The following is a 26052-nucleotide window of genomic DNA, read 5'->3' as shown; positions in this document are numbered from 1 at the left end:
ATGAGTATTTCTAAGGAACTGTTTCTTTCAGTATTGGCAATGGATGCCTACAACCGTGGATACGACGCCGGTCTATACAAAGAAGACGATATTCTTGGCGACGGCCTCGGCTTCGGATCGGTAGGACATGCGGATGTAAACAAATTTGTCGGCAGCTCTGATCAAAAACAACGAGAAGACGGGTTCGCTGCTGTTGCGTATGTAATTGCTTCTGGCGGCGGCGCGCCACTTGAGAGCGGCACTCAGGTATTATCCTTCAGAGGGACAGATAACAAATTTGGCTCGGATACTAGTGGCAGCGATATATACAACGGTTGGATCATCGGAGCTGGTGGTGAAGGGTCCGAAGACAGTCTGATACGGGCAGGATCGCAAGCGTATCACGCAATCAATTTCTTTGAAGACAACACCAATCGAACTCTGAACTATAAGCCAGAAGAGCACATGAACCGAGACATCGTTCTGACGGGTCATTCTCTGGGTGGTGGACTTGCTGGACTTGTTGCTTTGAATAGTGGCTCCGAAGCAGTCGTATTCGACCATATGCCATTTGGGGTAGCTTCAGCTGCGTTACTCGCCGAACTGGCGCAATCCTTGGCAGAAGCTGCGGGGTATCCAAACCGTTTGGATGACGGCTTGACGCAGTCGGTTCTGAGTTCGCTTGGTCTGATCAACCCAAACTACGAGAACATTAGTGCGTATCACGTCAAAGACGAAATCAATACCTACCTCAGGAACGGACAGGCGGCGGAGTACACCGGAAAGGCGCTAGCATTCCTTGCAGGGAAGGTCCCCATCCTGCAGAGTGCAGGCGTTGACGATGCGCTTGCTTGGTTGGGGGAGGCAATTGCCAGCGGCCAAGTGTCTTCGGAAAAAAACATTCCGAGCAAGACAGAGTTGGATACATTTAATTGGTCACCGCCCATCCCGAAAACAAACCCGGGTCAGCGACACGGTCAAGCATTGCTAACAACCTTGCTGTTTGCTGAGGAACTGGCTCAAACCGGTGGTGAGGAACAAGCTGCTTGGCGCGAAGTGTCAAATGAACTCCTTTCAACACTTTTCCGAGAAGATATAGGCCGCGCGTCAGGTTTCACGCCTAAGGATATTCTGGGTACCAAAACCGCAGACGGCAAAATGCAGACGGCGATAGCCTATTCTGCTTTGGATACAGCTGGACGATTGGTGTTCGGTGATACCGGTATCAGGGCCATGTTTGATGATGCGAACGAGCTGGGGCAGTTGGTTAAAGACGGAAGGATAGCCGAATCCCTTGTGCCGGGGCTTGTGGAAATCGCTGTGCAGTTCGCTGGTGCGATGGCGCGGCAGGAAGTAAGCTACAATAATGCTAACGATTTGCGTCCAGAAGAAGGCGTTCTTTCGTTTTTTGAGAATTTTGAGAAGCAGCGGTATGGCTATGAAGATCCCAAAACGGCAGACTTTCTGCTTCTGGATCTTAGCGAAGAGTTGTGGACCATCGACCACAGAACACATGAGGGCGCCGCAGAACTGAATTTTGACCGAAGCGAAATTGTAGGCGTCAGACGTCTGATTCAGGAATATTATCAGGAGAACCCCAGCCTCCTGCGGAAAGCTCTCAATTTCATTGGCCTCTCAGGTAGTGAAAATGTCGGAGAACTGGATTCCGAAGACGTCAAAGAAATCCTGGAACAGGCCTATGGGCCCGCGCCGGAGTTGAAAAACAACAAAGATCTGGTTGCTGCCTTTGCGGATACAGTATTCTTTAAGTTGAGCGATGCTCCGTTGGACAAAGCAGATCTTGGTAGTTTTCGATTTGAAGATTTGACCAACATTGAGCTTGTGGCGGCATACTTCGATGCGAACACAAAAGATGAGATCAGAGCTGATGCTCGGTCAAACATTATCGTTGCGAACGCAACCCCTTTGATCAATCCAGGCCTTGGGGCGGACGTTGTTTTTACCACAGGTGTTGATCAAGAAATCTTCGACGCGATTGGAGAGCAACCAGATTTTAGCCTGCCTTCCGAACAAGAGCTACCCGAAAATTTCAATAACGACACATATGTGGGTACATGGAAGAGGGGTGGTTGGCTTGAGAGGTTCCTCAATTGGTGGGTAGAAGACGAAGGAAAAAACACAGTAGTTTATTCAGCGCTGGAGGACTCGAGTGACGAGGACTCTCTGAGTGATGATGGCTTCGAGCTTCTTCGTTTGGAGACCGCGCGCCTGAGCTCAAGTAGTGACGTTACAACGGTCGAAATCGATATCCGAGACGGCAATACCAACCGACTAAGCCGGGATACACTTGTAAATATCGAGCGTGTACAGCTTTCACGCCGTGGAGATGAGTTTCGCGTACAGGATTCGGCGCTTGCCGCACCAATATATATTGATTTTAACGGGTTTTCGGCAGGGGAAGTCAGTGAGTCTGATTATGACGAAGTTTCATTTGCAGATCTGAGCTTCGGTATCGATCTTGTTAACGGTGCAATGCGTGAAGCTGACGCAAACGCGGAAAACGATCGACCAGGTAACTTAGCCTCCGTTCTCACGGTAATTTTCGCGCCTACAGAATTACCATTGCTGCTGACAGGATTCCAACCATTCGGCGGTAAGTCACCATTGAAACTAGCCGGTTTTGAGACTGTTGAGGGGACTGACTTTGCCGACAATCTGATCTTCGGCGAAATCGGGACTCTCGCAAAGGCGTTTGGTGGGTGGCATGAGAATGACAATCCTCTGCAATTTGGCGAGGTCGATGGTGGAAAAGGCGACGATAACATCGTCGTATATAACCCTTCGATTATTCGCGCAGGCGAACAAGTCCCTGATACTTCGCTCGCAAGCCCCGATGGGAGTGCAGTTGCAAAAACGGACCTGCACCTCACTATCTCCGGTGGAGAAGGCGACGACTGGCTTTTCGTCTCCAGGGGTGAAGGTGCAACAGTTGTCGGCGGTAATGGTCGTGATTGGATTTTTAACACGTCATTTGGCGGCGAAATCTATGGTGATACTCAGGATGGGCGGAGCCCTGACGGAACGGATTTAGACGGGTCGGAGAACAGTGACAACATCTGGTTCTGGCCCAATACGACCATGAGGGATCCGGCTCCCAATGACGTTCTGAAGTTCTTTGGTATTCCACTTGTGGGCGGCACCAATGACTTGCCTTTGTACTTCGGGCCCGGGGTGATGCTTGATGCCGTGACGGGTGTCAGTGGATTGGCTACATTCCAAAGCTCAGTCTATTTCGACTACTTCTTGCCCTTCATAAACTACCAACTGACTAGGGACGAAAACGGCAAGAGTACTCTCTATGTAATTAATATGTTTAGCGGCTTGGCTGATGAGCTGACGGGAGCTCAGTCGGTTCATGAACTTGCAGACGGCACCCCACTGTACGGCGCCATGAAGTTCGAGAACTATCAGGACCGGGCTACTTTCTGGAGTGCCGGCTTTCGGCAAGGCGCGGAAGAGGATTTTCAGAACGCGAATAGCCTCGTCGATCTCGTTTTTGCAGGTGAGGGTTTCAATCCTGACGCTGCGGGCGATCTTGGCATGCTGTTCAAGAATGCCAACCCGCATCTTTCGATAAACGCAATGATCCCGGGTTTCCCAGGAGGTATTAACCGTTTCCTACCGCTGATCGACAAACTGCTCACGCTTGCGGGCGCGTTGAACTTATTCACTAAGGCCATGCAATGGTCTGACGGCGAAGATCCATTGATCCTCGATCTGGACGGTGACGGCATCGAAACCATTGCTCGTGAAGAATCCGGCGTTTTCTTCGACACGGATGGTGATTTCTTCGCAGAGCAAGTAGGCTGGGTGGCCCCAGATGACGGCTTTCTCGTTCTGGACTTAAACGGCAACGGCCAGATCGACGACATCTCAGAAATGTTCGGCGGCGTTGGCTTGTCCGGCTTTGAGGAGCTTTCCCAACACGACGAAAACGGTGATGGTGTTATCGATGCAAGCGATAGTGCCTATTCTGAGTTGCAGGTCTGGCAGGATCTGAATCAGGACGCGCAGACCACGGCGGATGAGCTTTCCGGTCTGGAAGATCTGGATATCGCGTCTATCTCTCTAACAACAACTGAACTGGGTATTACGACGCCTCAGAACAACGAGTTGCTGCGGGAAGGCACGTTTACTCGTACAGATGGAAGTACGGGCAATCTGTTCGATGCGGAACTGGCCGCTGATCAGGTAAATACGATCTTCCGCGGCGAGCATGGCGCGGCTTCGTGGATTCAGGATGACGCAATCTATTCGAGAGGGTTTGGACAGGTTGTCAATTTTGACATTGTCATGTCGAACGACTTCCGTGTCGGAGAGCTGGCGCTTGCTGCTAGCGCGGCCATGGATAAACCCAACCTGAACGCACTCGTCGAAGCTGCGGGCGAAACTCTTGGCCAATGGGCGCTGTCGCAGCCGCTTACCCGTGAACTGGTGCCGGTTTTTCTTGATGAGACAGGCGCGCTTATTGATCGCGCCATCTGGGCTGAAGATTCAGAGGGTGGTTTCTGGCAACTGGCCAGCGGCAATCCTGTGCAGGCAGCTGACGGTTCGACGATCGACCGCCCCCAGCTATCCGACATCATGGCGCAAGCAGTGAGCGTTGGGACAAACTGGCAGATCGAACAGGTCTTCTCGCCATCGGATCGTTCGGAACCGCTCAATCATCGTGAAGAGACGGCTTATCTGGTCGAGGTGATCGATGGGCGTGCGGTTATTCTGGATTATGCCGTCAAAGAAAACAACATCTGGACGCTGGCGAGCGGCGCAGATGTGACCGCGCCGGACGGGTCGATCATCGCGGAGCCGAGTATCGACGACATTGTGGCGATGTCTCCCGGCGCTGGCCGCGAATGGCGCGTGGAAGAATTTGGTCACCAACCGCTCGCTGACCTGCCGGTCCCAACCATCGGGATCAATTTTATCGACGGTGAAGCGGTCGATTATACCGTTTTGGTGACAGACGAGGATGGCAGTTTCTATGTCTGGGCGCGCAATCTGGACCGGGCGCTGGAACTGCAGTCGAAATACGGATCGGCGCAGGACTTCAATCTGCGCAACTATGAGATTGATTTCGATACGCTTGACGAGGTTGGCTCGGATGATGACAGCCAGTTCCGTGTTGAACTACTGACGCCAGCGCAGTTCCAACTGGCTATGCTATTGGCCGGGCTGGAATTCCAGCCGGAGATGCTGACCGCTTCGATCGATGATGCCTCGGGTGATCTGAGCTATACAGTCAGCCCGGAAATCGATACCGGCGTGGCTGGACCGGACGGTTATGTCTCTGGAATCGAATTGATGTTGGATTTGCTGGGGCCTGTCGCAGACCAATATGTGTCGTTCAGCCGCGCGTTTGCCGTGCGCATGGCGTTTCAGGGCGGCCTGTCCGAATTTGCCAATGGCATCGAATACCAGCCGGAGATCGATCGCTACACTGCGACAACAGATTACGAGTTGCAGCCCGTATTCGAAGCCATATTCCAAAGTGTCCCAAGCGGGTATGACGCAGCGCGCGATTATCTGAGTGATTGGAACGAAATCCTGCTGCAGGTCTACCCTGACTACTTACCTTCGGGTGAGGGCAATGTTGCAGGCAGTTCCATCAGTGTGGATCAGGCCTTCATCATGCAAATGATGCTGCCGGCATTTGAGACGATCCCAACTGATCTGGATTTGCGCAGCGTGATGTATGCGCTGTCGCTGAACGAAAACCGCCTGCGCGATCATGATGCCGATGCCACTGAGGTTCTGGGCTCCACGGGTGTCGACTATTTCCACATGACAGAAGGGGATCAGGTCTACAAAGGGGGTCGCGGCGCGGATTTCTATTTCCTCGGGCAGAACTCCGGCTCGGATGTGATAGATGACGTGGATACCGGACAGCAGGACAGCCTGCGGTTGGCAGGGGTGTTGTCATCTGATGTGACCGCTATGCGTGATGGCGAGGATCTGGTCCTGACCATTGCCGGGCGTGATGATGTCGTCCGGATCAAAGATCAGTTCCTGGGTGAATTGAACCCGCTGCTGTCCAATGGATCCCGTTTGGAATCCGGCGTAGATACAATCGCATTTGGCGATGGTGTGCTCTGGAATCGATTCCAAATGGCCATCGAGGTCAGCAATCCACTGGACACTAACGATATTGTTGTGGGGTCTGGCTCGGGCGACGTGCTGCGCGGGGGCAAGGGTAATGACGTTCTGCGCGGCGGCGCGGGAGGGGATTATTACTTCTATGATATCGGCGATGGTCAGGACGTTATTGGCGAAGCGCTGGTCGGAGTTTCTGTCCTATCGCAAGCGAGCCTGGGGCCGATCCGGGCTGGTATGGACTTTCTTTTCTTCGGAGAAGGGATCACGTCTGACTCCCTGCGGTTGCAACGAGACGGGGATTCAGACGATCTCCAAATCTATCTGCTTGATGCAGATGGAGTTGAGACCGGTGACAGCCTTTATGTCGAAGGACAGTTCAACGGCATCTCGCTGAACCTTGGCGCCATCGGGGCTGCTGCGGGTTTCGACGAAGAGTACATTTCACCCTACCTGATCGAACGGTTCGTGTTCGACAATGGCGAAACACTGGATTTCGAACAAATCGCTGCACGTGTTATCGATGAGGCGGGCACATCGGGTGATGATGCCATTTATGGTCTGGTCAATAACAATACACTCGATGGTCGCGGTGGCGATGACTATCTGACTGGTCTTGAAGGGGCCGACACTTATGTGTTTGGTCGGGGATATGGTCATGATGTCGTTGAAGATAATGATCTGAGCATCAAAATCTTTGGAGAACCGACAGATCGCATACAGTTCAAAGACGACCTGCGGTGGAGCGATTTTGACTTTGAACGTGATGGTGGCAGCGATACGCTGACGTTCCGTATTTCCGGCACTCAGGATAGAATTACGCTCACGGACTTCCTGAAAGTAGGGCCTCCGTTTACCGGACTAATAAACAAGATCGAAGAGATTGAATTTGGCGACGGGACGGTCTGGTCCTGGACCAAACTGCTTCAACACTATGTCGATATTGCCAAAACTGAAGGTGACGATGTCATCTATGGGTTTAGCGTTTCCGATCGCATCGATGGCGGGGCTGGAAACGATATCCTGATCGGGCAGGGCGGCAATGATACTTATGTGTTTGAACGGGGGTATGGCGAAGACACCATCGTATCTGATGGAGGCTTTGACCGGGTCGAATTCAACGGTGTGAATGTTGCGGATGTGACATTCAGCCGAACTGATCTTGATCTGATCATCACGATCAACGATACGGGCGATCGTCTGATCCTGCGCGATCAATATGTGCGCGATAAAAAGCAGATCCATGCGGTAGAAGAATTCCACTTCGATGATCGCATCATAGTGTTCACCGATGTGAACGCAGAAGATATCGATCTTGTCGGCACTTCTGCTGACGAAACCATCACCGGGTCAAATCTGACGGAAACCCTGGATGGTCGCGGCGGTGACGATATCCTGATCGGTCGCGATGGTGGCGATACCTACAAGTTCGATGCAGGATATGGCCAGGATGTTATCGTGGACGCGCAAGAGCGCGCCGCATGGCAGGATCGGCGTTTCGTTCCGAATATCACCCCAGACACTGTCGAGTTTGGCGGGGATATCACGCGAGACAATGTAATCTTTACCAAAGATGGAAATGATCTTGTTGTCTCTATCGAAGACCGCTCGGATACGTTGCGTATTCGCGACCAATTTGCTTCGCTGACCACAGGCGTCGAACTGTTCAAGTTCTATGATCAAAGTGTCATTTCAATCTCTGATGTCGAGGAGATGCTCCAGATCGCAGGCGGTAACCGTGGCGACAACGTCATCGAAGGACTGCCGGATCAGGTCAATGAATTAGACGGGCGTCAGGGCGACGACATCCTGCGGGGTGGAGATCTGGGAGATCTCTATGCCTTTGGTGCCGGATACGATCTCGACCGGATTGAGGAACGCACAGATGCAGACGGTATCATCGATCGGGTGATCTTTGGTGAAACCGTTCGCGCGGATAGCCTTATCGTGCGACGGAACGGAGACGATCTGCTCATCGACCTGGGGAATGGCGAGGACGTTCTGACCATTGTTGGCGGTCTGGCAAGCACAACAATTGAAGAGTTTCTTTTCGCGGATGGTACTACGCTGACAACGGATGATTTCCGGGATCGCCTTCTGGAAGGGGATGACACCGACAATCAGCTCATCGGCTTTGATAATCGTGATGACGTGTTGGCAGGCGGGGCTGGATCTGATGCCCTGGTAGGTGGAACGGGCAACGATACCTATCAATTCGGTTATGGGGACGATGCGGACTCGGCCAGCGACTCGGGCGGAGATGACCGTGTCGAATTTGGCGTAGGTATCACGCAGACTGATGTGTCGTTTGCAGAAGTTGGCGAAGACTTCCTGATTACGTTGGATCGAACGGGTGAAACGCTTGTCATTCTGAAAGGCGCATCGTCTGACAGTGCGGACTGGATTGAGTTCTTCGTCTTTGCAGATGGTAGCGAACTGAGCCTGCAGGAGGCAAGAGTTCTTGCGCTGCAAGCGCGTCAGAACAGCGGCATGGATAATATTGATGCGCGTGATCTGCCAAGCGATATCGCCATTACGCCGGGTGCCGGTTTTGACAGTGTTATCATGGATGCAGATACTCAGCTGACCTTCCGTCCGGGTGACGGAATTGATCGGGTTGTTCTACCGAGCACAGCTGGAAACGCCGTCATTGCGCTGGATGATCTGACGGTCGCTGACATCGAAGTGCGCGTAACCCGCATTGATGGTGATGACCTAACGCTGTCTTTCTCCGAAACCGGGGACCAGATTGTTCTGGTGGGCGCCCGTACTGCGGCTGTTGTTCCAACCATCGCCTTTGCGGACGGGACCCAATGGGACAAGTCCGACCTCTTGCGTGCTCTGATAGAGGAACAGCAAAGCGACGGTGATGATCTGATCTTCGGCACCAGCCAGCAGGACCATGTCGACGCAGGCCGCGGTGACGATGACATTCGCGGTGGCGACGAGAATGACACTTACACGTTCCGTCGGGGGGATGGTCGGGACATCATCTCTGACACCGGTGGGACCGACACGTTGTCACTGCTCGGGTACAATCCTGAGGAAGTCATTCTGTCTCGTCCGGATGCGAACCGGAGTGAGCTTGTTCTCCGCTTCAATGGCACATCAGACGAAATTCTACTGCGCTATGATGATGCGCTGAATGGCGTAGATCGTATTTCGTTCAGTGATGGAACGGTTTGGACGCAAGCGCAGATGTTCACTGCGACGCTGACGCAAGGGACCAGATTCGACGACACTATTGTTGGAACGAACAATAACGACGTCATCGAAGGTGGCGAAGGCTATGATCAGTTGGACGGTGGAGCCGGGAATGACCGGTTTGTTTTCCGGCGAGGCGATGGCCGAGATATCATTGAGGAATCGGGATCGCGCTACCAGGTGAATACACTGGTTCTCCCGGATCATCTGGCTTCAGAGATCTCGGTGGTCCCGGTCGAAAACTCAGCAAACTATGTCACTTTGTTCCGCGATGAAGGGGTTGTTCGCGTCAGCGCGGATATTGTCCTGCGCCTGGGGAACGGTGATGAGGTAACATTAATAGACGCTCTTGATGATTGGCGACCACGCGTCACCCACGTCGAATTCGCCGACGGGTCTGTTTGGAACCAGGAAAACTTGTTTGTTGCGATGCAGCGCGCGACGGTTCCAGCGGGTCCGAGAGTTCTTGAAGGAACAAACGGAAACGACACGATTTCCGGATCGGACGCCAATGAAATCTATGATGGAGGCAATGGTTCGGATACCTATGTGTTCACCAGGGGCGGTGGGCAAGACCTCATTGACGGAGGCAGAGACTACTACGACGTAAACACATTGCGCCTCGAAGGCTACAATATTGGTGATGCTCATTTCTCTTTGTCGGCTGCAAGCAGCTACAACCTGGTCATAACCTTTGACGATAGCGATGACAGAGTCGTTGTTTCGAATGGATTGTCTGATGTCTCTGGCCACAGCATTGACGACTATCAGCGTGTCGTTCGTGATTTTGTGTTCGATGATGGGACACTGGATTTGCAAGATATTGCAGCGTCTCTTCTTGCAGCCGAGATCACCGATGGCGACGATGTGATCTATGGCACGCCTGTGCGTTCAGATATCGAAGGGGGCGCGGGCAATGATACCATTGTAGCAGGCACCTATCGCAACGACGATATCGTCTTCAATCGCGGCGATGGTCAGGACACAATCCTCAACCAACTCGACGAACGGTTCAACACCCTTGAAATTCGCGGCTACACTCCAGATGAAGTCACAATTACGCGGCACCCTGTCGATGATCAAGGATACATACTGACCTTTGAAGGGACGAATGATCGGGTAGAAGTTCGCGGATACAAGCAGGACGAACAAACTGCCATTGATGAAATCAGATTTGAGGGCGGGACAACGTGGTCAGTCTATCAGATCAATCAAAGGACATTGCCGCGCCCGCTTCCATCCACAACAGAGGGCAATGACCGTGTCAAAGGCAGTGACGCAGCGGAAACGTTGGAAGGTCTAGGTGGTGACGACCTGCTGTTGCCGGAAGATGGTCTCGACACGGTTGTGTATTCTCGAGGGGATGGGGTGGACTCCATTCTGCGCGACCCAGATGAATATAGCAGACTCGAGTACCGTCTGAAACTGAATGATCTAAATCCAGATGATATCGAACTGGTACGATCACCTCTACCGCTTGGGCAGAGGGAGAATTTTTTCGAAGGCGAAATGCGTGTTGTTGGAAGCAGTGACCGTATTTGGCTTGGTGAAGCTGAAAATGCACTCAAAGAGATCGAGTTCGCGGATGGAACGATCTGGGGTATCGCGGACATTGCATCGGCTTGGAAGACCTACGAACTTCCGGCGGGTAGTTCCATCGACGTTTCTGTCAGCCCATATCAAAATGAAATCACTTCAACATCTGCAAGCGAGAACTTCTTTCAAGGGCAGGACGACGGTGACCTCGCAACGACCTTCAACTATGCGCGCAATGGCGGTCATGATGTCATTTCTAGTATCAAGTTTTACGGAGATGCAGAGGGCGCGGTCAATTTCGTTGATATAGCCTCCGATGAAATCGAAGCGTGGTTGCTGCCATTCCGCTCGGATTCCTTTGATGAAAGACGCGATCTCCTCCTGACCTACGGCTCGACTGAAGGCAGCATTCGGATTGCCGCCGCTGAGGCCGAATACGATAGTACCTCAATTGGCACCTACATATTCTCCGACGGCCAAACTCTGACGTTGAACGATTTGCTGATAATGGCTCAGAACGCCGAGCAATCCAGCCAGCGGAATTTTGAAGACAGTTTCACCTTCGAGCGGGGAGTGCAAAATGGCTCCTATGCTGTCTACTCTGAAAGTGAAGCCAATGGCCCCCCAAGTGGCCCGCCGGGTGGTCTTCCTGTTTTCCCGGAACCCACACCCTTGGACTTACCGGGTCTTGCGGTAGTTTCATTTGATCTTACCATCGATGAGTTTTTCAACAGAGGGAACCGAGAGCTCCAGTTCGACGCAGGCGATTTGTATCTGTTCTTACCGGGAACTGCACCCGATGGATCCGACGCAATTCGCACTCTTATTGCAAGCGAGCCCGAAATCGACTCGTTCTTCATCCAGTTTTCAAATGGTGACACTATCTTCCGCTTGCTGTCGGATGAATTGCGGAACGCCGCTCGTATTGAGAGTATTTCTCAAGCTGACGTTGACTACTTAACAGCTACATATTCCGCTACAGAGTCCAGGCTTGATCTGCCTGCGGTAGAGCTTCCAATCACCAGCTCTGAGTTTTTCGGCCCTGTTTCAGGCCCACAAATCACCTATGAATTCGAGCTAGGGAGTTTATTCATTGTTGTTGAAGCAATCACTCCGGATGGGCCCGAGCTCAACAGATATCTGATCGCATCGGAGCCTGGTCTGGATAATTTCTGGATTGACTTTTCAGATGGCGAAAGCATTGGCATGCCACTTCAGATTGCTTTGGAAGTAGCGCTTCAAGACGGAAACATCTCGCAAAGCGAATATAACCGCCTTGCTGAAACGTACCTTGATATTCCGCTTCCACCGGCTGAGATCAGTGTTTCACTTGTCGGTGTTCTTGAAAGCGAATTGTCCGTCGAAAGCCGTGGAGGTCTAGTTGCCCTTAAAATTGCGAGCCGTTTGTCAGATGGTTCGGATTCCGGTGAAGTCCTGTTGGGTTCGCTCGACGACCTCGCTCGAGCCGAAGTCATTCTAGACGATGGGACGATCCTCAACGGAGAAGATCTGCTAGGTTTGGTGCCCACAATCGAAGCGACAGATGGCGACGATTTCCTGAACTATACAGACAATGCCGGACCGCTGATCATAGACGCGGGAAAAGGTGATGATGTCATCAATACCAGAGCGGCTGTCTTGGATGGACCATTCGGTGGACCGAGCAACGAAACCAGTGAAGCAACAATCGTCTATGAGCGTGGTGACGGCAATGACGTGGTCCGCCTTGGTTATCTGCAAGGACCGGAGATCGCTTCAGGTATTTTAGATCTCCGCGGGATTGTACCTACCGAAGTAGAAATTACTAATCACGAGAGAGACCTACTGATCAGGATTGCTGAAAGTGCGCCGGGTGCCGGGGACGGTGGCGTACTCCGGTTCGTCGATGGGTTTTCTGTGGAACGTCGTTATACGGAAGAAGGCGAGACCTCCATTTCGCGGCCGCTTCTCAAGCAAGTGATTTTTGATAACGGTGTTGTCTGGGACGCCCAAACAATCTTTGACATGTCGGTTCCGAAACTGGGAACGGATGGCGACGACTTCATCAAAGTGGAGTACGAATCAGAGCCTACTCGTTTTGAAATGGGCAAGGGCGATGATGTGGTGGTTGTTCATCGCGCAGTGGCGAGTTTCACCTATTCCAATGGTGATGGCCACGATACCTATGTGATTTCGGGAGCTCTTTCAGCAGAGCAGCTTCAGCTTAACGGATTAGAGATTTCTGACGTCGTGTTCGAACGCGATTGGCACGATTTGATCATCCGTATTGTGGAAGACACAACGCGCGGTATTGAAGCAGGTAGCATCACTATTCGGGATGCTTTTGTATCAGACGCATACAACCAATCTCTAATCCCGCTGTTGAGATTCTCGAACGGAGATATCGTCCAACTGTCGGATGAGATTGCCAATTTGGTTCGGGATGCTGATACGGATCAATCGGATGATCTTCAGGGAAGCAACCTGTCGGATACGCTTTCCGGTGGATTGGGTGATGATATTCTGCGCGGTTTGGATGGGTCCGACCGCTATATCTATGCACGCGGCGATGGCGACGATGAAATTCTCGAAGCCGGTTCAGATGACACCGCTACCGATATCGACGAAATTGTTCTGAGTGACATAAATCGGGACGAGATCAGTTTCGAGATCACGCCGGAGGGCCTCGTACTTCGCATCGCCGAGACTGCACCCGGTGCAGCGGACGGAGGAGCTATTCTTGTTCATGGGATGCTGATGGGCCGGTCTGACGACTACGGCAGCGTTGAGGCAGGAATCGGAATTGAGCGAATTGAGTTCGGCGACGGCTCTATTTTGACCCTCGGCGAAATAGCCTCCGAAGTACTGGCTGACCGGACAACTGTCTTCAACGACCTGCTTCAGGGAACGCATGGAGACGACACGATCACTGGCGGGCGGGGTGATGACCTTCTCCAAGGTTTTGAGGGGAATGACACCTACATCTACGTGCGGGGAGATGGGTTCGACCGAATCGCCGACGAAGCCGGTAGTGCCGACGTCTTGGAACTCCGCGACATTGATCCGAGCGATGTGACATTGCGCCGTGGATTTGACGGCGATGTCGAAGTCATCGTTAACGAAAGCTCGGAAGGTGCCGGGGATCAAGGCATTGTAACCCTGCGCGCGCGCTATTCGTCCCGCGCGATCGAGTTCATCCGTTTCGATGATGGCACCGAATGGGACGGCGCGGAAATTCTCCGTCAGCTTTCAGTCACTGAACCAACGTCTGGCAATGACATCATCACCGGTACGAATGGTGATGATACTCTTACGGGCCTCGGGGGTGATGACCTTCTGTCGGGTGGGATCGGTAACGACACCTATCTCTTTACGAGAGGTGACGGTTCGGATGTGATCTCGGAAACCGGTGCCGGGACAAACCGTATCGTTATTACGGGTTATGACAGCTCGGATCTTGAGTTTGACCGTCTGGGCGCGGAAGGGCGGGATTTGATTATCCGGCTTCCTGATGGTGGCGATCAGATTACGATCCGTAATGGGCTGGAGTCCGGCTCCAACGCAATTGATGAGATCGAGCTTGCCGGCTCTGCTGAAATCGTCACGATTGATGAGATCAAAGCGGCGCTGTTGGCTGAGCAGACAACAAGCGGCGATGACTATGTGATTGGGACCGCGGCTGCCGAAACGCTGACCGGTGGCGCGGGAGCGGATCTCATCGACGGCCGGGGCGGAGATGATACTTATGTCTACCGGGCCGGTGACGGGGATGATCGCATCTCGGATAGCGCGTACTCAAACAACGATGTGCTGCGCTTGCCGGATTATGCGCCAGAAGATTTGTCCTATGCGCTTCGGGCTGGTGCAGACAGTCTGGATCTCGTGCTGTTGTTCAAGGACAGTCGCGACCGGATTATTCTGGAGAACGTTCTTTCGACTAGTTCCAATGGCGTGGATCGGATCGAATTCTCTGACAACACGATCTGGACCCGTGACGATATGCGGTCTGAGGCGATCCGCTTTGCTCAGACCGAGTATTCCGAGCCCGTAGAGGGCTTTGACGGGAACGATACGTTCGACGGAAGCGCAGGTGATGATACGCTGTCCGGTGGCGAAGGAAGCGATACCTACTATTTCCGTCGTGGCCATGGCAATGACACCATTGTTGAGGTGGACAGCCAGTATCCTAGTCATGATCGGATTGAGCTCCCTGACTTTGTGTCTTCCGAAGCCTCGGTTGCTCGCTTGTTCAAAGGCAGTGACACGATTGTCATCACCTTTGCGAGTTCACCGGAGGACAGCCTTACAATCGTTGATGCACTGGCCGACGGGCGATCCGGCGTTGAGCAGATCATGTTCTCGGACGGCCAACAATGGACGCCTAGTATCATTGAGACTCTGCTGAGTAACAACGCACCTGTTGTCACCGACGATGGGTATTTCACCGCCACCAGTGGCGAAGCGTTGATGCTGGATGCGAACACGCTTCTGCGCAATGATTTCGATGCGGATGGTGACGCACTTACGATCATCGCGGTTGATGGTGGTGAGGCCGGGTTTGCCGAGCTTGATGCGCAGGGCAACATCATGTTCACGCCCAATGCAGATTTCTATGGGCCGACGCGGTTCTCTTATACCGTCTCAGATGGGCGAAACGGGATCAGCACAGGCTATGTGGATCTCAGGGTCAGACCCGTTGCAGAGGCGCGTAATGACGATGGCTTTGAGGTTGAAGAAGATGGCTTCCTGACCATTGATGCTGTTCGCCTGCTATCCAACGATTTGGATGGAGATCGGATGATCGTCAGTCAGGTATTTGGCGCCGAGAATGGTAATGTCAGTTTGGCCAGTAATGGCCAGATTACGTACACACCCAACGCTGATTTCAGTGGCATCGATAGCTTTACCTATGTTGCGAATACTCCGGAAGGCGGTCGCGCAGAAGCAATCGTCACGATCAATGTTACGCCGGTTAACGATGCGCCTGTTGCGAATGACAATACGGGTTTTGAGACCGCCGAAGATGTCCCGTTCCAGATATTCGCGGCCGCTTTGGCGTCTGACGATGTGGACCCTGATGGCGATCCGCTGACCGTTACGTCCGTGACCGGAAATGCCAATCTGGACGTTGTGCTGACGGATGATGGCCAGATTTTGGTAACCCCCACGGCTTACTACTTTGGCGAGACATATTTTGAATACACAGTGGAAGACCCGGATGGCGCAACTGCGACCGGACGGGCATATGTCACCGTCACACCCGTAAACAACGCACCTGAGCCGCAATCCGACACTTTCCATACGATCGAGGATAATCCCTTGATCATTCAGACGCAGGATCTGTTGATAAACGATATTGATCGCGACGGAGATACGCTCACCTTCGTTGACATAACTACGGGAGGATATGGCGGTCGGGCGGTTGCTCTCGACAACGATACAATCCGTTTCGATCCTTGGGCGAACTTTGATGGAACAGCCCAGTTCAACTATCGCGTCAGCGATGGTGAAGGGGCTGTTTCAACCGGCACGTTCTATATCGAAATCGAAGCCCAAAACGATCGCCCGGTAACCCGCGCGGATCACTACACGGATTCCGCCTTCGAGAATATTCTGCGAGGGACGGAAGACGTACCGCTTGAGATTCCGATCTCGGAGCTGATGAAAAATGACTATGACGTCGAAGGTCTTGCGCTGACATTCGAAAACGTCTCGGAGCCCGCCAACGGGGCGATTGAAATCACCGACCAGGGCACGGTGATATTCACACCAGACGCAGATTTCTGGGGTGAGACTACCTTCAACTACCTGATCTCCGATCCGGAAGGTGCAGTGAGCGATGCGACGGTCACGCTCTTCTTTGAAAATGTTGGGGACGCACCGCCGGTTGCGGGGTCTGACAGGATCACCGTCTACGAAGATGTGCCGATCATCATACCGGCCGACGTCCTGCTCGCGAATGATACGGATATCGATCGCGATCCGTTGGAAATTATTGGCTGGCGCCCGCTTAATCTGCAGGAACAATTCCTGCATGGGTCCTTTACCGGTTCATTGGAACGACTTGCGAATGGCGATTTCCAATACACACCGGGTTTGAACGAAACACGAGAATCGGGTTTCGTGTATTTTGTCTCGGATAATGCTGACGGCGTTTCGGAAGGCTTTGTTGATATCGATATTATCCCGGTCAACGATCAGCCAAGTGCCGTTGCCGATGATGCCGGAACCACACCATTGGGTGTTCCGCTTGTGGTGCGGATTTCAGAACTTATGGCGAATGACTTCGATGTCGATGATGCCGAAGATGTGTCGGTTGCGGACCGTTCTTTCCAATTCGACGCGGTTGGCACCGCAACGGTCGGTACAGTCGAACGGCGCGGCGATTTCCTGGTGCTACGCGTGCCCGAAGGGTATTCTGGCCCGGTCGAATTCACCTACACTATTGTGGACGATGAAGGCATTCAGGACACGGCGACAGTTACGGCGGTTGTAGAAGATAGCTATGGCCGCATTCTCACAGGCACAAATGAGATTGATCTGCTGATTGGTACCGATCTGGCAGAGACCATTGAAGGTCTTGATGGTGGCGACATCATCGAAGCTCATGACGGGGCGGATGTGATCCGAGCCGGAGCGGGAGCGGACAATATCCTTGCAGGCGATGGGGACGACCTGATCGACGGTGGCGATGATGGGGATACCATCGATGGCGGCGAAGGTTTCGATACGGTTACCTACGCCGCATCTGATGTCGCTGTGCGCGCCGACTTGGCCTCACGTTTGGGGCAGGGCGGTCACGCCGCTGGCGATATTCTGACCAATGTCGAAGGTCTGATCGGATCGGACTGGAATGATAGCCTGTCGGGTGGCCTTGCGGATAACCGGCTTGAAGGTGGCCGTGGTCACGACCTTCTGGAAGGGCGCGGCGGCGCTGACACATTGCTTGGCGATGCCGGAGATGATGTCCTCGTCGGTGGCGCGGGTGGCGATGCGCTTGACGGGGGTGAAGGCTCCGACACAGCGGATTATCGCGACTCCAGTGCCGGTGTATCGGTGTCCCTTGCTGAAAATCTGGCGACTGGCGGTGATGCGGAAGGCGATACCCTGACGAACATCGAGAACCTGTTCGGGTCTGATCACGACGATGTGCTTACGGGTTCTGCGGAAGAAAACAAACTGTCGGGCGGGCGTGGCAATGACACGCTGCGCGGACTTGCTGGCAATGATCTTTTGTCAGGTGGTCGAGGGGCAGATCAGCTATTTGGTGGTGAAGGCATCGATACAGCGGACTACACCCTTTCAGCGGAAGGTGTGACCGTTGACATGCAGGATGGCAGCGCTGGCGGCGGTGATGCCGAAGGTGATGTCTTCGACAGTATCGAGATCATCCAGGGCTCGTACCATGACGACACGATCCGTGGTGATGCGAACAACAACACATTGCGTGGCGGGCGCGGTGCGGACGTCATAGATGGACGTGACGGCTTTGACATAGCAGATTTCTCGACAGCAGATGAGGGCGTTGGCGTCAATCTGGCAACCGGTCAGGGAACCGGCGGGGAAGCTCTGGGCGATACCTATGCCAATATCGAAGCGCTGCGCGGTTCGGTCTGGGATGACACATTTGTCGGAAGTGCTGCGGACGAGCAGTTCGATGGCAACTGGGGCGACGATCAAATCTCGGGTGGGGCCGGATCGGACAGTTATGTCTTTGGCTATGACAGCGGCACCGATCTGGTGATCGAAGCCGGGGATGCGGGCGATACCGACCGTGTCCTTCTGGCCTCGGATATCGCACCAAAAGACCTCTCGGTCATTCGCGAAGGGGATGACCTTCTTCTGGAACTGGAACGTGACGAAGGGTTCCTGATCGATACACTCCGCGTGCGCGATCATTTCCTCAATGCGGAATTGGGTATCGAGGAAGTTGTATTTGCTGATGGAACGATCTGGGATCGGGATCAGATTGAAGCACTGCAACGGGTAGGCCGCTTCAATGCTGCGGATGATATCTATCGTCTGGCACTGGAAGATGTCGAAGCGATTATCGACCCGAGCTTGCTTATCGCAAACGACGTCAGCGAAGGTGCGGATGGCATCGAACTGATTGCGGTTTCCAATGCCGTCAACGGTACTGTCAGCATCACGCCTGAAGGTCAGATTTCCTTCCTTGGCGATCAGGACTTTAATGACGATGCGTTCTTTGACTACACGCTGCGCGATCAGTTCGGGCGCGAAAGCACTGCCCGGGTTGAAGTGAATGTTGCACCGGTCAACGACGCGCCGGTCGGTGTGGACGATGGCATCTTCACCGGGACCGAAGACACTGTTCTGCGCATTTCCTACGCTGATCTGCTGGGGAACGACTATGATGTGGATGGTGATCCGTTCACCATTCTCGAATTGACGCCGATCTATGACGACAACGGCGATGCTGTTTATCGGACACAGCCCGGCATTGGTTCCGGACCGTTCTCATCTTCCGGCTCCAACGGTATCCTTTATGCGGACGGAACGCATGTGTACTTCCTGCCGAAAACGGATCACTTCGGGTTCGCCGGTTTCCGATATGTGATCGTGGACCCGGATGGAGCGACGTCGAGCGCTGATGTCGAGCTCTATATCGAACCGGTCAACGATGCGCCGCGCAGCGGACAGGACGAATTCACGATCCGTCTGGAGCGTACGCATGAGATTACCGTAGCTGACCTCATGTCGAACGATTTTGACATCGAGAGCGACGCCTTCTCATTCGATGGTGTGCATTCTGCAGTTGGCGGCTCGATGACCTTTGATGCAGATCTGGGTGTGATTGCCTTCACGCCTGACGCGCTTGGCGCGGCAGGATTTTCCTATGATCTTGTCGATGAACGGGGTGAACGCAATACGATCAATGTCGATCTGACCGTCATCCCACTCAACGATGCGCCGATTGCACATGATGATGGACCGTTCACGACGCTTGAAGATCAGGTTCTGATAATCGACCCCGCCGATCTTTTGGCAAATGACACCGACAACACCGATCCGCTGGACGAGGTGCTGTTCCTGTCCGGTCTCGATCGCTTTGCCGAAAATGGCAAAGTCGCACTCAATGACGACGGCATGATCGAGTTTACACCGCGCTCGAACTACAATGGGGACGCAGGCTTTATCTATCAGGTGGCCGATGGAAATGGCGGCTTCGATGTTGCCTATGTCCGCGTCACCATTCTGCCGTCTAACGATGGGCCGGTGCTGCGTGACGACATTGCGCAGGGTCTGGAAGATCTGCCCATCACAGTTATTCCGGGTGAAGTGTTTGGCAATGACCTTGATCCAGAAGGTGATGTGATCTTCTTTGAGAGCGTTTCGGTTTTGGGCGTCATTCAGGAAGATTACTCTCAGCGTGACCCGGTCGAGATCTCCTATGGCTTCGACCTCGACCGAATGCATGATGCAGTGGTTGCGACGGCTGCGCTGCCAGATGGTTCCGCGCTTCCGGATGGCTTGTCATTCGATGCCTCGACCCTGCTGCTAACCGGAAACTGGCCAGCAGATGTCGTTGACCCCGTTGATCTGGCATTGACGCTGAGCAATCCCGCAGATGGAAGTCTTTACGAATACACCATCACTGTGGACCCGGCGACGGATCTGACAAACGGTCTTTCTCTGGCACCCAGAATGGCCTTGTTCGATATCAGCACAGGCGCCTTCTCGCTTCAGGCTGCCGGGAACCAACCGCTTCCGTCCTGGTTGGACTTCGATGCGGATACATTGGAATTGACTCGGGTTGGCGAAGTTCCTGCGGATGAAACTGATCCGGTTCGGCTACAGTTGCGCTTTGAGCCGGAACCGCAGGTTTTGCCGGATGGCACCTATGCGCACGGCCAGCAGGGCTTTGCAATCGAAGTCGTCATCGATCCGCAATCCGATATCGATCCCGCGCTGAATGAGCTGTTCGGCAACGACGCCTTCTTTGCCGGTCAGGGCCTCTATGCTCTGCCGATTGATCCGGCAGAGACGCTCGAAGCTCAGACCGAAAATGGCGCTCCGCTGGCGGGCTGGCTTGGGTTTGATCCAGCATCCTTCACCTTCGATGGCACACCGCCTCCGGTCTTTGTTGGTACGCCGCCGGTGCGCATTGACGTCAGTGATGGTGCGATCAACTACTCGGTTCTCACCGAATTGCCGGTGGATGCGACCTATAATGTCACAGAGGCGAATGGTTTCTCGACCATCGTCAATGGGGATCGCTTCGAACTTGTCACGCCAGAAGATTTCAACGGCCAGATCGTGCTGCGCTATCTTGCAGCAGACGAAAAGGGAGGCGTGTCTGAATCACCCGCCGAGATCGTCGTCAATGTCTTACCGATGCCTGAACTTCCCACGGCGCTGAACGACGAGGTTGCGGCAACCGAAGACATGGTGCGTGTGATCGATCTGTCGGATCTTCTGGCAAATGACTTTGACGAGGATGGTCACGCGATACGTGTTATCGAGATCGAGCAGCCGCAGAATGGCACTTTGGATGTTCTGCTGCCCGAACTGACGCTGGTGACGCCAGTAGACCCGGCCCTGGCAACCGGGGATACGGTTTCGGCTGCACTGTCGAATGGTGACCCATTGCCGTCCTGGCTGTCTTTGGACCCCGCAACCGGCATCCTGACCGGCTTGGTCCCGCTTGATGCAACGGGTCCGCTCGAGATCGAGGTCACTGTTACACGCGCCGATGGCACTGTTGAGAACCCGATTGCGATGCAAACAGTTCTTGAAGGCAATCTGGGTGTTCAGCTTCGCTACACGCCCAATGCAGGCTTCAATGGCCCCGACAGCTTTGGCTACATCATCACTGACGATCAGCAGGGGACCGACCGGGCTGTTGTAACGCTGGAAGTTGCACCTGTTAACGACCCACCAACTGCTGTCGATGATCGTGTCAGTGTGCTTGAAGATGGTGTTCTGGTGATCGATCCGGCAACTTTGACTGCCAATGATACCGACCCGGATAATGATCCGTTAAGCATTTTGTCTGTCAGCGATGCAGTCAATGGCACGGTAAGTTTAGAAAACGGCGTCATCACCTTCACGCCGACAGCTAACTATGATGGTGCAGCCAGCTTTACCTACGTGGTTTCTGACGGAACCGACGGAACGGATGAGGGATTTGTAAGAGTCAATGTAATCTCGACCAATCAACGCCCCGAAGCGGGAACGGACAGGTTTGTAACCGATGAGGATACACCTCTGACCATCAACGTCAGCGAACTACTGGCAAATGACAGCGATGCCGATGGCGATCCGTTCTCCTTCGTCAGCATAGATCGTGATATTGATGGCGGCCGGACTTTCATTCTGCCCAACGGCGACATCCAATTTGTGCCCGATGGTGATTTCAACGGTGAGTTGACATTCACCTATCGGATTTCGGATGGACGTCTGACAGGAATCGGCACTGTGGTTCTGGATGTTACTCCGGTTAACGACGGTCCGCGCCTGATCGCCGATCCAGTGATCAACGGAACGGAAGATACGCCGCTTGTCATCGATATGGCGGATTTGCTGGCCAATGATGCGGATGTTGAAGGTGATGCCTTCTCTGTCACACGTGTCTATGACGCGGATAACGGTACGGTGTCGCTTGACAATGGCATTGTCACCTTCACGCCGCGTGCAGACTATTTTGGTAACGCTGGCTTCCGCTATGTGGTCACTGATGCGCGTGGCGCGGAATCTGAAGGATACGTAGAGATTTCTCTGGCCCCTGCCAATGATCTGCCATTTGCAGTGTCTGACAGATTGACGACGAACGAAGATACTGCGTTGGAGATTTCGGCCGCCGATTTGCTCGCCAATGACTTTGATCCGGATGGCGACGCGCTGACGGTGCTCTCGGTCTATACCAAAACCAACATCTTTGGAGGAGGATCGGTCGAGAGGCCGCTGAACCAGCTTGGAAACGGAAACTGGGAATTTGTTCCGAGATCCGATGACTTTGGCGAAACCACCATTTTCTATCGGGTTTCGGATGGAAACGGCGCACCGGTTGAGGGAGCCATCACAATTGATTTGTTGCCCACACCTGATGATCCAATCGCTTCGGATGACAGTTTTTCAGGCATTGAGGATCAACCGCTGACGATCCTTGCGTCAACGCTCCTGGCCAATGACAGAGACCCGGATCAAGAGGCGCTGACGATCACATCTGTCACGGCGGCACCGGGTATCAGCGTTGAATATCGACCAACCGGCGAAATCGTGGTCACTCCAAATGAAAACCTCTTTGGCACCACATCATTTGACTATGTGGTCAGCGACAACACGGGCCGGAGCGATACGGGAACGGTGACCATCACCTTCGCTGCAAGAAATGATGCCCCCGCGATTGCGGATGTATCTCTGTCCGGCACTGAAGACACCGCGTTTTCGGCCACTCTTGATCCGGCACTCTTCTCGGATGTGGATGGCGATGCTCTGGCGGTCGGTTTGCGCGGTGCAGGTGGGGCAGCCCTGCCGGACTGGCTCGACTTTGAGCTGTCGACGCTGACGATTTCGGGAACCCCGCCGCAGGACTTCAATGGGGAAGTTGAGCTTGAATTGACGGCGTTTGACGGGACGACGGAAACGGTGGAGCCGGTGACATTGACCATCGCACCGGTCAACGATGCCCCGACGATAGCGGATGTTCAGCTTCAGGGTGTCGAAGACCAACCGCTCGATATCACCTTGGACCCCGCGATCTTTGGGGATGTAGATGGTGATACCGTTTCTGTTTCGCTCCAGTCTCGCGGCGGGGCCACTTTGCCGGTCTGGCTTATGTTTGATCCGGTCACCCTTCATGTGACAGGACAACCACCAGCAAATTTCAACGGAACTGTTGAACTGCAGTTGGTTGCAAATGATGGAGACATCGAGACCACGCGCGATATCGATTTGGCGATTTCGTCCGTGAATGACGCACCGGTGATTGCTGACATCTCTTTGACTGGTATCGAAGATCAACCATTGAACATCACACTTGATCCGGCGGTCTTCAGTGATGCGGATAGTGATGTACTTTCCATCTCGCTGCGCGGGGTTGGGGGTTCCACGCTGCCGGATTGGATCAGTTTCAACCCAGATGAACTGAGCATCACCGGCACGCCACCTGCTGATGTTAATGGCGACATTGATCTGCAACTCGTAGCCAGTGACGGTTCGGCTGAAACCGTTCGGACGGTCACACTGACCCTTGCTCCGGTCAATGATGCGCCTGAGGCGTTCAATGATCTGATTGATATGGGCACCGATCTCACGACCACGCTGACGATCTCGGATCTGCTGGGTAACGATGTGGACGTGGATGGTGATGCGCTCTCGCTCGTCTCGATCGCGGGTGGCGATGGGTTTGATGCCGTGATCTCGGATGACGGTGTTATTATCATCACCCGTGATCCGCGTCTGGGAGGTCAGGTGGTGTTCGACTATGTCGTCACGGATGGGGTCCTGCAAAGCAATGGGCAGTTGATTGTTGAGCTTGAGGTCGCCAATCAGGCGCCCGAGATCGGCGTCATCGATGCATTTCACAGCGACGAAGACACAGAGATCGATATCACGCTTCCAGCGGACGCCTTCAGTGATCCGGATGGCGATATCCTGTCCTTTACGCTCACTCGCGTTGGGGGAACCGCTCTGCCCGATTGGCTGAGATTCGATGCATCAACCATGCGTTTGGTCGGTTTGCCGCCGGTCAATTTCACAGGCACGCTGGCGCTGCAAGTGACTGTCAGCGATGGGCAGCTGTCTTCGACCCAGGCCTTCGATCTGATTATAGATCCGGTTAATGATCTGCCGATTCTGACGGTTCCTCTGTCAGATCGATCTGCAATCGAGGATACGCCGTTTGAAATCCAATTGCAGCAAGGGATCTATACCGACCCTGATGGTGATGCGCTCAGCTTCGCTTTGACCCAAAGCGATGGCAGTGATTTGCCGGACTGGATCAGTTTCGATGCCGATACTTTGACCCTGACAGGTCAGGCACCAACTGATGTGTTCGGGGATTTCGGCCTGCGCCTGGTCATCTCGGACGGGACGTCGTCGATTTCCGACGACTTCAATCTGATGATCGCCGGAACACAGGACGCACCGATATTGGTCAACCCGTTGCCGGATTTTGACACGAACGATGCCGGGGCACAACTGCGCACCAATACCCCGTTTGTCATCTCGGTACCTGACGATGTATTCTCTGATCCGGATGGTGAACCCTTGATGTTCGCGGCCCGATTGGCGAGTGGTGATGAGCTTCCGGATTGGTTGGTGTTCAATGGATCCAGTTTCTCCGGCATGGCGCCAAGCTCTGCTGCAGGCCCGATCGAGATTGAGTTGATTGCGAATGACGGGTCCGAGACCGTTTCAGACGTGTTCACTCTGACCTTCGAGAGCTTCAACACCACGCCAATTGCTACGGATGACGCCTTTACGGTCGAGATCCCTTATGCACTCAGACTTGACCCATCAGCGTTGCTGCAAAACGACGTTGACCCAGATGGGGACGCGCTTGAGATCGTTAGCGTCGGTTCGGCGGATCATGGGCAGGTCAGTTTCGAGAATGGTGTCGTCGAGTATCTTGCTGACTTCGACTACGAGGGTACCGATCAGTTCACCTATACTGTCAGCGATGGTGAAAACACCGCGACTGCCACAGTGTCTGTAACCGTCCAAAACGAGTTTGATGATGCCCAGATTGGAGGTGAGGGCACCGACATTCTCTTTGGTTCAAGGGGCGATGACCTGTTGATCGGCGGATCGGGCGGTGATGTACTACTAGGACGCGGCGGAGATGATTATCTAGACGGTGGCGACGGTCGCGATCTGCTCTTTGGGGGCAGAGGCAATGATACGCTCGTTGGTGGCGCAGGTCGCGACACATTGTTCGGTCAGGGCGGCGATGATGAGCTGATCGGTGGTGCCGGCAATGATACCCTTCTAGCCGGGCGCGGACAGGATATCTTCCGTTTCGAAACCGGTGATGGTCGCGACACAATATATGGCTTCCAGGGCTCTGTAACGCGCAGAGGCAGCTTTATCGCTGGCGACAACCTTAAGCTTCGTGTTGAGGGGATTGACAGTTTCGATGACTTGCTGAATGCCGCAAGTGAGACCGATGGTGGCGTTCTGTTTGATCTGGGCAATGGTGATGAGATTTTCCTTGCCGGAACGCGCCTAGCGGCTCTGGATAGCGACCAGTTCACGTTCTACTAAGCGATGGATTTTCAT

The 26052-nt window shown here is 53.7% G+C and carries 1 protein-coding gene; it reads left to right on the top strand.

The annotated features are described in order from the left end of the window. Positions 1-26037, top strand: coding sequence for a tandem-95 repeat protein (locus RA27_RS24050; RefSeq protein ID WP_152610674.1), 26037 nt, complete (start codon positions 1-3; stop codon positions 26035-26037). Positions 26038-26052 lie beyond the last annotated feature (15 nt).

The sequence above is a fragment of the Ruegeria sp. ANG-R genome, assembly GCF_000813985.1.
Lineage (GTDB): Bacteria > Pseudomonadota > Alphaproteobacteria > Rhodobacterales > Rhodobacteraceae > Ruegeria.
The sequence above is the reverse complement of the archived record's forward strand: the minus strand, read 5'-3'. Positions and strand labels throughout refer to the sequence as shown.